Origin of the sequence: Rossellomorea sp. YZS02, assembly GCF_033963925.1 — a bacterium.
GTDB lineage: Bacteria > Bacillota > Bacilli > Bacillales > Bacillaceae_B > Rossellomorea.
The window spans coordinates 24939-39228 of the sequence record NZ_JAXBLY010000010.1 but is presented as its reverse complement, the minus strand read 5'-3'; the positions used below and the strand labels follow the sequence as shown (position 1 = coordinate 39228).

15 protein-coding genes are annotated in these 14290 nt (G+C 46.9%); all 15 read right to left on the bottom strand.

Going from position 1 to position 14290, the window contains the following annotated elements:
• Positions 1–21: 21 nt before the first annotated feature.
• The 15 genes from SLH55_RS11325 to SLH55_RS11255 all read right to left on the bottom strand — a co-directional run bounded on the left by SLH55_RS11325 (position 22) and on the right by SLH55_RS11255 (position 14204).
• Positions 22–1305 carry a methyl-accepting chemotaxis protein gene (locus SLH55_RS11325; protein WP_320323418.1) on the bottom strand — a complete coding sequence of 428 codons (1284 nt, stop codon included), beginning with the start codon at positions 1303–1305 and terminating at the stop codon, positions 22–24.
• Positions 1306–1323: 18 nt separating this feature from the next.
• Entirely contained in the window at positions 1324–1761 is a 438-nt protein-coding gene (locus SLH55_RS11320; protein WP_320323417.1) for a low molecular weight protein arginine phosphatase, read from the bottom strand.
• Between the two features lie 140 nt (positions 1762–1901).
• Positions 1902–2456, bottom strand: coding sequence for a manganese efflux pump MntP family protein (locus SLH55_RS11315; RefSeq protein WP_219165475.1), 555 nt, complete (start codon positions 2454–2456; stop codon positions 1902–1904).
• Positions 2457–2564: 108 nt separating this feature from the next.
• A complete protein-coding gene (locus SLH55_RS11310) occupies positions 2565–3605 on the bottom strand; it encodes an L-threonylcarbamoyladenylate synthase (protein WP_374939744.1) in 1041 nt (346 codons plus the stop codon).
• A gap of 294 nt (positions 3606–3899) precedes the next feature.
• On the bottom strand, positions 3900–4340 hold the full coding sequence (locus SLH55_RS11305) for a hypothetical protein (protein ID WP_320323416.1): 441 nt from the start codon (positions 4338–4340) through the stop codon (positions 3900–3902).
• 131 nt (positions 4341–4471) lie between these two features.
• On the bottom strand, positions 4472–5278 hold the full coding sequence (spoIIR, locus tag SLH55_RS11300) for a stage II sporulation protein R (RefSeq protein ID WP_320323415.1): 807 nt from the start codon (positions 5276–5278) through the stop codon (positions 4472–4474).
• Between the two features lie 172 nt (positions 5279–5450).
• Positions 5451–6314, bottom strand: a complete 864-nt coding sequence (gene prmC / locus SLH55_RS11295) for a peptide chain release factor N(5)-glutamine methyltransferase (RefSeq protein ID WP_320323414.1) — start codon at positions 6312–6314, stop codon at positions 5451–5453.
• Positions 6315–6316: 2 nt separating this feature from the next.
• Positions 6317–7387 carry a peptide chain release factor 1 gene (gene prfA / locus SLH55_RS11290; protein ID WP_034765126.1) on the bottom strand — a complete coding sequence of 357 codons (1071 nt, stop codon included), beginning with the start codon at positions 7385–7387 and terminating at the stop codon, positions 6317–6319.
• Between the two features lie 132 nt (positions 7388–7519).
• Positions 7520–7972: a hypothetical protein gene (locus SLH55_RS11285; RefSeq protein WP_320323413.1), complete on the bottom strand. Its 453-nt coding sequence runs from the start codon at positions 7970–7972 to the stop codon at positions 7520–7522.
• A 336-nt stretch (positions 7973–8308) separates the two neighbouring features.
• Entirely contained in the window at positions 8309–8920 is a 612-nt protein-coding gene (locus SLH55_RS11280) for a thymidine kinase (protein ID WP_060674359.1), read from the bottom strand.
• Positions 8921–9219: 299 nt separating this feature from the next.
• A complete protein-coding gene (rpmE, locus tag SLH55_RS11275; protein WP_219165479.1) occupies positions 9220–9432 on the bottom strand; it encodes a 50S ribosomal protein L31 in 213 nt (70 codons plus the stop codon).
• Between the two features lie 222 nt (positions 9433–9654).
• Positions 9655–10917, bottom strand: a complete 1263-nt coding sequence (gene rho / locus SLH55_RS11270) for a transcription termination factor Rho (RefSeq protein WP_201714481.1) — start codon at positions 10915–10917, stop codon at positions 9655–9657.
• Positions 10918–11104: 187 nt separating this feature from the next.
• Positions 11105–11260, bottom strand: coding sequence for a hypothetical protein (locus SLH55_RS11265; RefSeq protein WP_320323412.1), 156 nt, complete (start codon positions 11258–11260; stop codon positions 11105–11107).
• Positions 11261–11552: 292 nt separating this feature from the next.
• Positions 11553–12515 (bottom strand): class II fructose-bisphosphatase, encoded by a 963-nt coding sequence (glpX, locus tag SLH55_RS11260; RefSeq protein ID WP_219165480.1) that lies wholly within the window; start codon positions 12513–12515, stop codon positions 11553–11555.
• A 405-nt stretch (positions 12516–12920) separates the two neighbouring features.
• Positions 12921–14204: a UDP-N-acetylglucosamine 1-carboxyvinyltransferase gene (locus tag SLH55_RS11255; protein WP_206858198.1), complete on the bottom strand. Its 1284-nt coding sequence runs from the start codon at positions 14202–14204 to the stop codon at positions 12921–12923.
• Positions 14205–14290 lie beyond the last annotated feature (86 nt).

The following is a 14290-nucleotide window of genomic DNA, read 5'->3' as shown; positions in this document are numbered from 1 at the left end:
GTCCCTCATACCCGTTTATTTTTATAAATGAAAACGCGTTATTGTACTCTTCAATGAATCTGCCTGCTCTTTAAGATTCAGAGCCAGCTTCTCCACGTCATTCATGACGACGGCCTGCTCTTTGGTGGAAGCCGATACTTCCACTGCTCCCGCGGATGTTTCTTCTGCGATGGCGGCAACTTCCTGTGACTGCTGGGAAGTGAGTTGGATGCTGTCCATCTGCTGGTCGACCAGGACGGAAATATTTTGTACTGCATCCGCCACTTCATGGATGGTTTTGGTCATCGTTTCGATCATTTCATTGGTTTGTGTTCCTTTTTGCGCTTCAGAGTTTGCAGAGTCCACCTGGGTCGTGATCTGTCCTACGACATTCCCTACCTCGGTTTGAATGTTTTTGATGAGCTCTGAAATGCCTTGAACCGCTTTTCCACTTTCGTCTGCGAGTTTCCGGACTTCCTCCGCCACGACGGCAAAGCCTTTCCCATGTTCCCCGGCACGTGCCGCTTCAATAGAAGCATTCAATGCAAGTAGATTAGTCTGGTTCGCAATATCCCCTACCAGCTGGATGATCTGCTCCACCTTTTTCGCATTGTCCTCAAGTCGGCGCACGGCGTCTAAGGAAGCTTCATTTCCTTTTGCCAATCGGCTGATGCCTTCCACGAGGGAATGAATCACTTCTTTACTGCCCTGCAGCTCTGTCACCATATTCTTCGACATATGCTCGGATGATTTGGAATGATTTTGAACTTCCTGTGCAATCCGGATGACATCCTCCACCGATTCAGCCGTGGATTGAATCGCCACAGCCGAGCTTTCGGCCCCCGCTGAAATTTCGCTGATCGTCCTTGAAATCGAATCCGCCTGAGTGGACGCGACTTCCGATGCTTTCGACAGCTCAATCACATTCGTGTTCGTTTTGTTAAAGTTGTCATCGATGCTGGATACCATGTCCCGCAAATTATGCAGCATACGGTTGAACGCCAGTGCCAGCGAGCGGATTTCATCATCGGACTTCGGTACATCGACCTCGATGGCAATGTCCCCTTCAGCCGCTTTTAACGCCACCTGCTCCAGACGCTGTAGCGGCTTAACGATGAATCCTGCGGCAATAAACGCAAGCACCGCGGACCAGAACACACCCATCCCGAGGGTCATGATCGTGAACCACAGTTCGTTCATATCCGGTGCAAAAGCAGGTTTGATTACATAAATAAAAAGTGCACTTGTCGTATACGTTACCACGGCAAGAAGCGTGATAAAGAAGACCAATTTCTTTCTAAGCCCCGATTTGTAGCTTTTCCCCATCTTTCTCTCTCCCTGTCTCTAGCCAAGCTTTTTCATTAACTCGTCAATCAATGAATCCAATTCCCTGTATGTATGTCTATAGATGTCCACGCTTCCCCCATAAGGATCCGACACATCCAAATCAGCGGGATCTTCCAGGACGAACTCCTTCAACGTGAAAATTTTATCCGCCACATGTGGATATTGATCCACGATCGCCCGCTTATGATTCGATGTCATCGTGAAAATGTAGGAAGCCCAGTCCAAGTTCTCCTTTGAAAGTGAACTCGATTGGTGTCTATGTATTATATCGTTCTCTTTCAGCACTTCTTTAGCCTGAAATGAAGCATCATTTCCGTCCATGGCAAAAACACCGGCAGATTTCACCTCGAACCTGTCTTTCCCCTTATGCTTCAAAACCGCCTCTGCCATAGGACTTCGGCACGTATTTCCCGTACAAACAAACAATATATTCATCTCGTCACCCTCCTTAAAGCCTATTATAAAATATTTTCCATCCCGTCCATAGACCATTCACGATTTATACAAAAAAAGACAAGCGGAGGCGGAGCTAAACAAAAAAAGCCCACCCCCGAGGGACGGACCTCAAATTTTATTTAAATCGGCAGCAGCAGCTTCACCCCGAACGCAAACAGAATACTTCCTCCAAGCGCCTCGCTGTACGTTCCAAGCACGCCCTGGAACTTCCGGCCGATCAATAGTCCTGACCACGTCAAAATGGTAGCGGCTATTCCGAAACAGAATAGGGCGACGGCTGTCCTTGCCCCGAAGATGCCGAGGGTCAATCCGACTGAAAAGCTGTCCAGGCTTACACTCAACGCAAACAGAACCAAACCGAAGCCCACCGGCGAAATAAGGGTCGTGTCCTCTTCCTTGAAGCTCGACATGAACATCTGGATTCCAAGGACGATGAGCAGTACACCGCCTGCGTATGCGGCAAAGGATCCGAACGTTTCCGAAAGAAATTTCCCCGTCATCATGCCAAGGAGCGGCATCCACACATGAAAGATCCCGACAACCAATCCTATATAAAAGACCTGCTTCAATCTCAGCTGAAACATTCCCATCCCGATTCCAATCGAAAAGGCATCCATCCCAAGAGCAAATGCCATTAACATCAAGGTCATCAATTCGCCGATAATCGTTGTCATTTATTTTTTTCCTCCTCCGGACATGCCTACAGAACATGCTTATGCACGTCCAAAAGGAAATAGAATATAAAATAAAAGCCCCTATGAGAGACCATAGGGGAACAACATTTATCTTTTTAAGACCCGGTGACCCGCCGCCTTCTGAAGCCGGTTCATGATCGCAAGCCCGACTCCTTCTTCCGGGAACATCTCAGCAAAAATAATATCCACATCACTTCTATTAAAAGCACGCAGCGTATCGTAGAGATGCTGTGCCACTGTGTTCAGATTATCCCTCCGACCAGCGGAAAGGATGAGATCCGCTTGATAGGCACCAACAAATTCCTCTGTGGTCAGGACGCCGACTTTCTTGCCTTCTTTCCTTTTTTCATCAACGAACCGTTGCACATCTTCCCTTGTTCCGTCCACTAAATAGACAGGGGCGTCAGGGGCATAGTGGGTGTATTTCATCCCCGGGGATTTCGGTGCCCCCTTGCCTTCTTTCAAGGAAGGATCCACTTCCACTTTCCCTACCACTTCTTCCAGCTGTTCTTTCGTGACACCGCCTGGTCGCAAAATCACAGGCACGTTTCCTGTGCAGTCCACTACTGTCGACTCCACTCCGACACCCGTTTCGCCTCCATCGACGACACCTGCAATCCGACCTTCAAGGTCATCGATCACATGCTGAGCCGTTGTCGGACTTGGTTTACCGGAACGATTCGCACTCGGGGCAGCAATCGGGAGACCCGCTGCCTCAATGATCGAAAGGGCAACGGGATGGTCCGGCATCCGGATCCCTACAGAGTCGAGTCCTGCCGTCACCTTCCCGGAAAAGACGCCTTCCTTATTTTTAAAAATGATCGTTAAAGGACCTGGCCAGTACGCATCGATAAGCTTCGCCGCATCCGCAGGAATGTCCGCCACCAGTCCTTCCAGCTGCTCCTTATTCGATATGTGGACAATCAGTGGATTATCAGACGGACGGCCCTTCGCTTTAAAGATTTTCTCCACTGCCTCGTCGGATGTGGCATTGGCACCCAGCCCATAAACGGTCTCTGTCGGAAAGGCCACCACCTCATTTTGTTGAAGAATCCCCGCTGCATCCACAATTTGTGGATAACTTTTGTTTTTATCCACATCACTTTCCACAATCCAATGTTTCATCATATATGTCATCCACCTTTATCTATCCAAACTGCATCTGTGTATAAATCCTGACTTTACAAGTTTCTTTACTTTTGAAAGTATAAAAGAAACCCCGACAATTCTCAAGTATTATCCACAAACTGCGAATAAACCGTCGAGGATTGTGGATAAACCTGTGGATGGTGTGAATAATTCTGAAAAAAGAGACAGTTATCCTCATCTCGCATTTTGTCGAAAGTACAACGCAAAAAACCGGACCATTTTATGAAGCATGGTCCAGTCCTGAATTCCCTTACAAAATTATTGTCGAAACTTCTATAAATCCAGCTTCATCGTTATACAATTATCCACAGTGGATAACTTTTTCGCATGAACAAAATTTTTCAGCTCATCCACAACGGGATCCGTTTCCTGTTGAAAACCGAGAAGATCGAAGAAAGCTAAAGACGCTTTTCGATTGGAAATCAGATAAAGACGCTCCAGATCCTTTTCTTTGGCAAGCTTTAGGATTTCCTGAAATAGGGCAAATAACTCTTCGCTTTCGAACGAGGATGTCACAACGAGGGAACGCAGGAGCCCGATTTTCTCCTGAACCTCGATCCCGAGGGTTCCAATCAACCGATTATCCCCATCTTCCACTACTAAAAAACAGTCAATGCTATGTTTAATGCCTTCCGTACTTAACCCTGCTTTCATCAAGAAGGCCACAACTTCATAAATGTCCTCACTCGTTGCCTGGCGAATTACTTTTAACATCCTTTCATCCTCCCTTTTCTATCATCCTCTAGTATCAATGTATGAAGGTTTGAGGAGATTAGAACAAGAAATGATAGAGAGATAGATTTTCCGCCAAGAAAAAAGCTCCATCCACATGGGATGAAGCTTCCTTAATTGAATAATCCTTTGAATAAATCTACCACGAAGAAGCGAACCTCTACTTCTTCCTCTTCCGTATCTTCGACGAAGACCGGATCTTCTTTTTGAACCGAAGTTTCTACTTCTTTTTCAACCTGGGCGTTTCCTTCTTCTTTATCCTGCTCCGGCATCACACCGGCTTCTACCGCTTCCACTTCGACTTGCTTATAGGCAATCACATCATCTTCACTTACCTGAGTTGCGTCTTCAGAATCTACTTCCGTCACTTCATTTCCGCTCGCTTCCACTTTTGTTTCAAAGCCTGTGCTTCTAACAGCATTTCCAGTAGAGAAATCCAGGAAACATAGCGGTGGATAAAGTACGCACCACCAGTTTGCCCCTTCACCTTTTCCAAGAGTGATCAATACCGCTTCGTATTCACCCGCCGGATAAAGATACTGACCGTATAGCTTTGTCGGGAATTCCACTTTGCCGAACTCGACTTTCACCGATTGATCCATGCCTTCTGCCGCCACGACGTCTTCTGCAATTCCCTGAAGCTGCGGCAATCCTTCCTTGATGACTGCCTTCGCCTCATCCTGGGATGTCAGTGTCGATACCCATTTCGTAATCTCTTTGTTCACTTCATCACGGACAAGTCTCTTAACATTCTGGTCCTCATCCAGATCACTGTTGGCCAGGATCCGCAGTCGAATCGCTTCATCAGGAATCACCATCGTCTCCTGAGCCGCCATTTCCTGCTTTGGTATATATAAACTTAGAATCGTTCCTAATGATAGAATCAAGATATACAATAACACCGTATGTTTTGTTTTCATTTTTTATCTCCCCCTCAGTAAAACAGTCTGGTCAAAAGGGGGAAATCTTAAACTAGTAAAATAACATTTTTGTTTGGGAATTTGGATTTGGAAATAAACTTGATCAGAAGGAGGTTGGAGACCATTTCCCTTCAAAAAAACCCCCGATCACGAAAATCGGGGGCGAACATCCTTATTTTCTCACACAAAATACCATACGATCTTTCCCGTTGATGTCATGAACGACCTCTGTCTCAGCATCTGGGAAGGTCTGGCGTAATAGATCCGCCACCGTCTCTCCCTGACCGACTCCGACTTCAAACCCGATCAGGCATTCCTCCTTCATGACAAGCGGCAGCTCATCCATAAACCGTTTATACAAATCATAACCGTCTTCCCCACCAAATAGAGCGAGTTCCGGTTCATGACCGATCACAACATCCGATAGAGTTTCGCGATCCGTCAAAGGAATATACGGAGGATTGGATAAAAGAATATCCAGCTTCACACCTTCTTTGATCAGCGGCTGCAACAGATCCCCTTCCAAGAATCGAACATCTGCGCCAAGTCTGGTGCTATTTTCCCTGGCAACCCTAAGTGCTTCACCCGAAATATCGACGGCCATCATCTCAAGGGGAAGCCGCTTCGACTCAAGCTTTAACGTAACCGCAATCGCCCCGCTTCCCGTCCCGACATCGGCAGCCTTCAGTAGAATACCGGGCTCAAACAACCTCTGCATCTTCTCCAGACCATAGTAGATGAGTTCTTCAGTCTCCGGTCTCGGAATCAGCACATGCTCATTCACCACAAACTCGCGGCCATAAAACTCCTCAGAGCCGATGATATGCTGAATCGGCACTCCGTCAGCATGCTCTCGGATTCCCTTCTGAAACTCGTCCCATTTCTCCTGAGGGACGGACCTCCGCTGTTCTGCTAAGAGCTGCGACCGTGACATTCCCAATAAGTGCCGCAGATAGATTTCTCCCACATTCTCATCGCGGCCATTTTCAACTAAAAAAGAAGAAGCCCATTTCAGGGCTTCAAATACCGTCACCATGACTATTCTTCCAGTCTTTCAAGAAGTTTGGACTGATCTTCGATGATCAGGGCATCGATGACTTCATCCATCTTTCCTTCAAGGATTTGATCAAGCTTCTGGATCGTCAGGCCAATGCGGTGATCCGTGACACGGTTTTGTGGGAAATTGTACGTACGGATACGCTCCGAACGGTCACCGGTACCAACGGCTGATTTACGGTTTGCATCGTATTCCGCTTGAACCTCGCGCTGGAATTTATCGTAGACGCGGGCACGCAATACTTTCATTGCTTTTTCTTTGTTCTTGATTTGGGACTTTTCATCCTGACATGACACAACGACACCTGTCGGGATATGCGTTAGACGCACGGCAGACATGGTCGTATTAACACTTTGTCCTCCCGGGCCGCTTGATGCGAAGGTATCGACTCGGATATCTTTATCGTGGATATCGACTTCGACTTCTTCCGCTTCCGGAAGGCAGGCAACCGTTGCCGTCGACGTATGGATACGTCCGCCGGATTCTGTTTCAGGTACACGTTGCACGCGGTGTGCTCCGTTTTCATACTTCATTTTAGAGAATGCACCATTCCCGTTGATCATGAAGATGATCTCTTTGTATCCACCGACACCAGTGGAGTTCGCTTCCATGACTTCGATCTTCCAGCCTTGGGACTCAGCGAAGCGGCTGTACATGCGGTATAAGTCACCGGCAAACAGGGCGGCTTCATCCCCACCCGCAGCTCCTCGAACTTCCATGATAACGTTTTTGTCATCGTTCGGGTCTTTCGGGATCAATAATATTTTCAGACGGGCTTCCAACGCTTCGATTTGCTCTTCAAGCTCGGACACTTCTTCTTTTACCATTTCACGCATATCAGCATCCAGCTTATCATCCAGCATCGCCTTTGCGTCTTTATACTGCCCGGTCAGTTCTTTATATTCTCGATATGCTTCTACCGTTGCTTGGATGTCTGATTGTTCTTTTGAATAATCTCTTAGCTTCTTTGGGTCATTCACAATTTCTGGATCACTCAACAGCTCATTTAACTTATCATAGCGATCTTCCACTGCTTGTAAACGATCGAACACAGCTATTCACCTCAATTTTAATCCATAACAGTACAATTATATTATATGGTGTATGTAAACACAAGGAAGAACGGGAATGGGGACAAGGGGAATTCAGGTGAAAAAGGGGCAGCCGATGAGCTCCCCCTTCCATTATCTTTCGGTGATTTTCACATTGATATCGTATCGGGGAATCGCTCGTTGCAGTTTGTCTTTGAGCATGGCTTCCTCTTTATCGGTCTCGGCCATGTTCATTTCTTCCTTCGTATGAGCGGTCACCCACATTTGATTTCCATTGATCCAAACCTCATCTGGTTGGAACTTCGTATTCTCTCTTACGACTTCCCGGGCTTTGTCTTCATATACACCCATTGTGGTAGAAGTCGTACCCTGTGAATTCGTCAAATTGGGGAAATTGGGATTTTGATCCGTGACATCCCGCACGCTTTCATCCTGGCGTTTATCCATTTCCGCCTTGCGGTTATCAATGAAACGGGTACCGCCCTTGTCATTATGCATGCCGTATTCCGACTCCTGATTCACGCCGCACGCTGTAATCAAAAGAAAGAAAACGGTAAAAGATAAAGCTAATACTAATTTTTTCATGCTTACACACCTCCTGCTATTAGGTTTTCCTGCAGGATGGTGGTTATGCACAGGTCTCAGTTGGGATGCGATGAGTGCAGAGGGGATTTTTGTAAAAATACGCAAATAATGAAAAAATGACGCAATCGCGGCCGAAAATGACGCAATTCCTGCCTGCAGGAGTCTTTGCTGATACCGCCATCTACCCTTGCCGAGCCTAAATCACGCTTCATATAAGAAAAGAATACGAAAACTCGATCAAACCGGCGATATTCCAATCCATTTTACGTAATCAAGCAGCCAAATCTGCCCACAAAAAAACAAAGCCCCAAATCTGAGACTTTGTTTCAAAGAAAATTATACTTCCTTCACCATATCCGGAGTCACGCTCATCCCCGTCGGCACTTCATGGTGATGGCGGCATCTTGGCTCGTACGCTTCGGATGCCCCGACAAGGATGACGGGATCATCGTAACATGCCGGTTCACCGTTGATCAGACGCTGAGTCCGGCTTGCCGGAGAGCCGCAGACGGCACAAACGGCTTGAAGCTTCGTCACTTGTTCGGCAATGGACATCAAATCCGGCATCGGACCGAATGGTTCTCCGCGGAAATCCTGGTCAAGACCTGCGAGGATGACTCGGTATCCGCTGTTTGCTAATTTCTGGACGACGTCGACGATGCCTTCGTCAAAAAATTGAACCTCATCAATGGCAACGACATCGACCTCTGGATTCAGATCATCAAGGATCACACTGGATTCCTCGACTGCTTTGGCAATGACAGAGGTACCATTATGAGATACAACCGATTCATCGCTATAGCGATTATCTAGTTTTGGCTTATACACAGCAATTTCTTGTTTAGCAAATTGAGTGCGTCGTACCCGGCGGATCAGTTCTTCGGATTTCCCTGAGAACATGCTGCCGCAAATGACTTCTACCCAACCCGTTTGTTTCATGACATACACGAAAGCGCCTCTCCTTCCTTACACGTTGATCTATTGTAAACAGCCTGGCTGTTAGTAAAAACGGACTATTCTTTTACTATAAAGCATTCCTTTATGTACGGGAATCATGCTCTCTATTCAGTAATTTGGCAGAAAAAAAGAGGCACAGCTCAATTGGAACTGCCTCTATTTTTCTAACCATTTTGCTTTAAACGTAATAAAAAACAGGCAAGCATGAAGATCCTTGCCTGTTTTTCTAATAGAAGAGAAGGATGAGCAGCTACGCACAAAGGCGTAGAATGCCTCCTTCTGGCTCTTCATTATTGTTGTTGATTTTTAAGACCGTATTTTTTGTTGAAACGGTCAACACGTCCACCTGCATCAGCGAATTTCTGACGGCCTGTGTAGAATGGATGGCATTCAGAACATACCTCAACGCGCATTTCTTCCGCTACAGAACCAGTTTCAAATTCGTTACCGCAAGCACAGCTAACTTTGATCGTGTTGTACTTTGGATGAATTGCTGATTTCATTTCTTTCATCTCCTTCCGCCCTGAATCATCTGAAACAGAGTAATTTATTACGAAGATATATGTGATATGAGCATAAGCATGAGAGTAATAGCCAGCCCCTTACCACATCCAGTTTTTAAAAACACATTGACACTATTATAACAAGGACAAGAGTTTTTTGCAAGGTGCAAAACTGGAAATTCCAGTCACTCTTCTTCCTTGAAAAATAGTTCGATTACTAGATTAACGCTTCTTGGACTCTTCTGTCAACACATTGAAAAATTCTTCATTCGTCTTCGACTGCTTCAGCTTGCGCATGAGCTTTTCGGCGAAATCAGGCTGATCGGACATGGCTTTTCGGATCGCCCACAGCTTTTCAAGATGATCAGGTTTGATAAGAAGTTCTTCACGACGCGTTCCGGAACGACGGATGTCGATAGCCGGGAAGATACGGCGTTCTGCAAGGGAACGGTCAAGATGAAGCTCAAGGTTACCAGTACCTTTGAACTCTTCATAGATGACATCATCCATACGGGATCCTGTGTCAACTAGTGCTGTTGCAAGGACCGTCAAGCTTCCTCCCTCTTCAATATTACGGGCAGCCCCGAAGAATCGTTTCGGACGGTGGAATGCCGCAGGGTCGATACCACCTGACAGAGTCCGTCCACTTGGCGGAATGACCAGGTTATACGCACGTGCCAGACGAGTGATACTATCCATCAGGATGATGACGTCACGCTTGTGTTCCACTAAACGCATAGCTCGTTCAAGGACGAGCTCGGCCACTTTGATGTGGTTTTCCGGCACTTCATCGAATGTTGAGCTGACAACTTCCGCTTCAACCGAACGCTCGATGTCCGTTACTTCCTCTGGACGTTCATCGATCAGAAGAATGATCAATTCCGCTTCCGGATGATTCGTCGTGATCGAATTCGCGATTTCTTTGATCAGCATCGTCTTACCAGCCTTAGGCGGCGCAACGACTAATCCACGCTGACCAAAACCGACCGGTGCAATCAGATCCATCACACGTGTGGAAATCTTATTCGGCGTTGTCTCTAGCTTCATTTGACGGTCAGGATATAAAGGCGTCAAGCCTGGGAAATGCACACGCTCTTTTGCAGAATCAGGTTCTTCCCCGTTCACCATTTCAACGTGAAGCAGTCCGAAGTAACGTTCGTTTTCTTTCGGTGGACGAACTTTACCAGACACTTTATCACCGTTTCGAAGATCAAATCGACGGATTTGTGACGCCGAAATGTAAATATCCTCAGAGCTCGGAGAATAGTTAATCGGGCGAAGGAAGCCAAATCCTTCTGATTGAATGATCTCGAGGACACCTTCCATGAAGAAGAAGCCTTCTTGTTCTGCACGGACTTTAAGGATAGCGAAAATCAATTCTTTTTTTGTTAATTTACTATAATAAGAAACTTTGTATTGTTTGGCCAGCTCATAAAGCTCTTTCAGCTTCATATTTTCTAAGCTGGAAATTGTTAGTTCTTCCATTATGACACCACGCTTTATTAATTTGTCCTACCTGAAGAAAATAATTTCGTTTATTTTCATTAGAGAGTAGCTGTTGATTTCCGCTCCAGGTGCTCGCTTTCCGCGGGGCGTGAGTTGAGCCTCCTCGGGCGCTGCCCTGCGGGGTCTCAAGATCCAGCTACGGCGGCTAGCCCCTCGAGGTCATAAGTCAAATCAACCAAAAAGGCAAAGAGCGCCTTTCCGGTTGATTCGCCTTATGCTTGTCGGGCCTGACCAATCCGCCTCCGCTTTTCGTCCATTCCCGCTTTTCCCGCAGGAGTCGAGCACCTTCCGCTCCAATCAACTTTGTCATACACTCTTTCACTAATAATTGTCTCCCTCTTAAAAAAGAAAATTGGGTAACTTAAATTGAAGAAATAGTTGAAGCATAATTAAAGAAAAAATACTGAAGATAAAAACCTTATCTATTGTAACCATACTTTTCAACAAGAATCAATAACCGGGTAGAAAAAGGAAGGTAGATTTGGTAGATAGGCAGCATTTTTTCAGCTATGAAGAATGAAAGTGAGTGATAAGAGTAGGGATGGGCTGTTTTATGCCCATCCTTTTCTCTTAAATAATGAAGAGTTGGTTTCTCTCTCTGTTTGGTTTCTCTATTATTTCATGACCAGGTTTGGCTTCTTCTGGAGACTGTGGCGTCCGTCGATGAAGCGGACGGTACCGGATTTCGCGCGCATGACGACTGAATGAGTCAGACCGTATGCTCCTTTAAGCTGGACACCTCTTAGAAGTTCTCCATCTGTTACACCCGTCGCAGCGAAGATGGCATCGTCTCCACAGACAAGGTCTTCCATGCGAAGGATCTTGTCCACATCAAGCCCCATGCTGATACAGCGCTGAAGCTCCGCATCGTTTTGCGGCAGTAACTTTCCTTGTATTTCTCCGCCAAGACATTTCAACGCAACGGCAGCAAGAACTCCCTCAGGAGCACCGCCGGATCCGAACAGGATATCGACACCCGTGTGATCGAATGCTGTGTTCATGGCTCCTGCCACGTCACCGTCATTGATCAGCTTGATGCGTGCTCCGGCTTCTCTCAGCTGTTGGATGATATGCTCATGACGGGGACGATTCAAGACAGTCGCTACAACATCTTCAATGTCCTTGTTCTTCGCTTTTGCTACGGCTTTCAGATTATCGATGACAGAAGCGTTGATGTCGATTTCCCCGACCGCTTCTGGTCCAACTGCGATTTTATCCATATACATATCCGGTGCATTCAACAGGTTTCCGTGGTCTGCCACGGCGAGTACCGCCAGTGCATTCCAGCCCCCTGAAGCAACGATGTTCGTTCCTTCAAGCGGATCGACAGCTACATCGACACGTGGGCCGTAGCCTGTCCCCAGTTTTTCACCAATATATAACATTGGAGCTTCGTCCATTTCCCCTTCACCGATAACGACTGTTCCTTTCATCGGTACGGTATCGAATACATCGCGCATGGCAGAAGTTGCAGCGTCATCCGCTTCATCCTTCTTCCCGCGACCCATCCATCGTGCCGATGCCAGGGCAGCCCCTTCTGTTACTCGTACAAGCTCCATTGATAAACTTCTTTCCATTTATATAGCCTCCCGTGTTCCCTTTTGTTTTACAATAATCATAAATTGTATAACATATTGACAGATTTATTGTAACACATTGAGAGGGTTAGAGAGACTTTTTTTCTGAAAAAGTAGGACATAATGGTGCGTACTTGTATAAAATTAATGGTAATAGAGGGTATAGTTGACGAAAACTGTTACCATTAGCGAGCAGCTGTTGATTTCCGCTTCAGGGTGCTCGCTTTCCGCGGGGCGTGAGTTGAGCCTCCTCGGGCTCTGCCCTGTGGGGTCTCAACTTTCACGCATTTCCCGCAGGAGTCGAGCACCCTTCCGCTCCAATCAACTTGGAGAATCTAATGACTCATATTAATTAATGAGTGTTAATAAACTCTCTCAATAATTCAAACTGGTTTCACTAATCCCCTACGACTTCATCTGCTCCATTTCCTCAACAGACATCTTCTCACGCCAGATGGTGGCGCCGAGGCCTTCGAGTTTGGCGACGAGGTCGCTGTAGCCGCGGTCGATGTGTTCGAGGCCGGTTACTTCTGTGATGCCTTCTGCCATTAGGCCTGCGATGACGAGGGCGGCTCCGGCACGGAGGTCGCTTGCCTTCACTTTAGCGCCTTGTAATTGGACAGGGCCGTTGACGATGGCTGAGCGGCCTTCGACTTTGATGGTGGCGTTCATTCTTCTCAGCTCGTCGATATGCTTGAAGCGGGCTGAGTAGATGGTATCCGTTACGACGGCAGAGCCTTCTGCGCGGTTCAATAACGTTGTGAACGGCTGCTGGAGATCCGTTGGGAAACCTGGATACACAAGTGTCTTCACGTCGACGGATTTAAGCTTGTCCGCCCGGCCGATAAAGATCTGGTCGTCGTTCGTTTCGACCGGCACTCCCATTTCACGGAGTTTGGCAATGACCGATTCCATATGTAATGGGATGACATTGTCGACAAGCACCCCTTTTCCGACTGCTGCGGCAAGGATCATGAATGTCCCTGCTTCGATACGGTCAGGAATGATGGTATGACGGCAGCCGTGAAGCTCGTCCACCCCGTCGATCCGGATGACATCTGTACCGGCTCCTTTGATCTTTGCACCCATATTACTTAGTAATGTGGCGACATCGATGATTTCAGGTTCTTTCGCCGCATTTTCAATGATCGTTCTGCCTTTTGCACGTACAGCTGCGAGCATGATGTTGATTGTTGCCCCGACGCTGACGACGTCCAGATAGATGCGGGCACCTTTTAATTCGTCGGCACGCAGATAGATGGCGCCCTGTTCATTGGTGACTTCTGCTCCAAGGGCTTCGAAGCCTTTGATATGCTGGTCGATCGGACGTGGACCGAGGTGACATCCACCCGGCAGTCCGATGACCGCTTTTTTGAAACGTCCGAGCATCGCACCCATTAAATAATAGGAAGCACGAAGCTTTTTCACCTTCCCGCTAGGTAAAGGCATGGACACCATTTGACTTGGATCTACACTCATATCCCCATCTTCCAATGTGACTGAACCACCGATCTCTTCCAAAAGATCTTTCAGCGTTCTTACATCTGAGATGTCTGGTAACCCTTCGATTGTGACTGGAGAATCAGCAAGAATGGTTGCCGGGATCAAGGCTACCGCACTATTTTTGGCCCCACTGACTTTAATGGTTCCTTCTAGGGGGTAACCTCCTGCAATTTTTAGCTTTTCCATATTAAACTCCCTTCCACTGTTCATGGCAATGCCAAGAACAAAAAGGATTATTTTTCCAATTGAAGACGTTCTAAGAAGTATTGTCT

Excerpts from the sequence above, each read along its gene's own strand:
- SLH55_RS11305 (WP_320323416.1), bottom strand. The coding sequence starts at position 4,340 with ATGTTAAAAGTAATTCGCCAGGCAACGAGTGAGGACATTTATGAAGTT.
- SLH55_RS11310 (WP_374939744.1), bottom strand. The coding sequence starts at position 3,605 with ATGATGAAACATTGGATTGTGGAAAGTGATGTGGATAAAAACAAAAGT.
- spoIIR (WP_320323415.1), bottom strand. The coding sequence starts at position 5,278 with ATGAAAACAAAACATACGGTGTTATTGTATATCTTGATTCTATCATTA.
- rho (WP_201714481.1), bottom strand. The coding sequence starts at position 10,917 with ATGGAAGAACTAACAATTTCCAGCTTAGAAAATATGAAGCTGAAAGAG.
- SLH55_RS11255 (WP_206858198.1), bottom strand. The coding sequence starts at position 14,204 with ATGGAAAAGCTAAAAATTGCAGGAGGTTACCCCCTAGAAGGAACCATT.
- prmC (WP_320323414.1), bottom strand. The coding sequence starts at position 6,314 with ATGGTGACGGTATTTGAAGCCCTGAAATGGGCTTCTTCTTTTTTAGTT.
- SLH55_RS11325 (WP_320323418.1), bottom strand. The coding sequence starts at position 1,305 with ATGGGGAAAAGCTACAAATCGGGGCTTAGAAAGAAATTGGTCTTCTTT.
- SLH55_RS11285 (WP_320323413.1), bottom strand. The coding sequence starts at position 7,972 with ATGAAAAAATTAGTATTAGCTTTATCTTTTACCGTTTTCTTTCTTTTG.
- glpX (WP_219165480.1), bottom strand. The coding sequence starts at position 12,515 with ATGGAAAGAAGTTTATCAATGGAGCTTGTACGAGTAACAGAAGGGGCT.
- SLH55_RS11320 (WP_320323417.1), bottom strand. The coding sequence starts at position 1,761 with ATGAATATATTGTTTGTTTGTACGGGAAATACGTGCCGAAGTCCTATG.
- SLH55_RS11315 (WP_219165475.1), bottom strand. The coding sequence starts at position 2,456 with ATGACAACGATTATCGGCGAATTGATGACCTTGATGTTAATGGCATTT.
- rpmE (WP_219165479.1), bottom strand. The coding sequence starts at position 9,432 with ATGAAATCAGCAATTCATCCAAAGTACAACACGATCAAAGTTAGCTGT.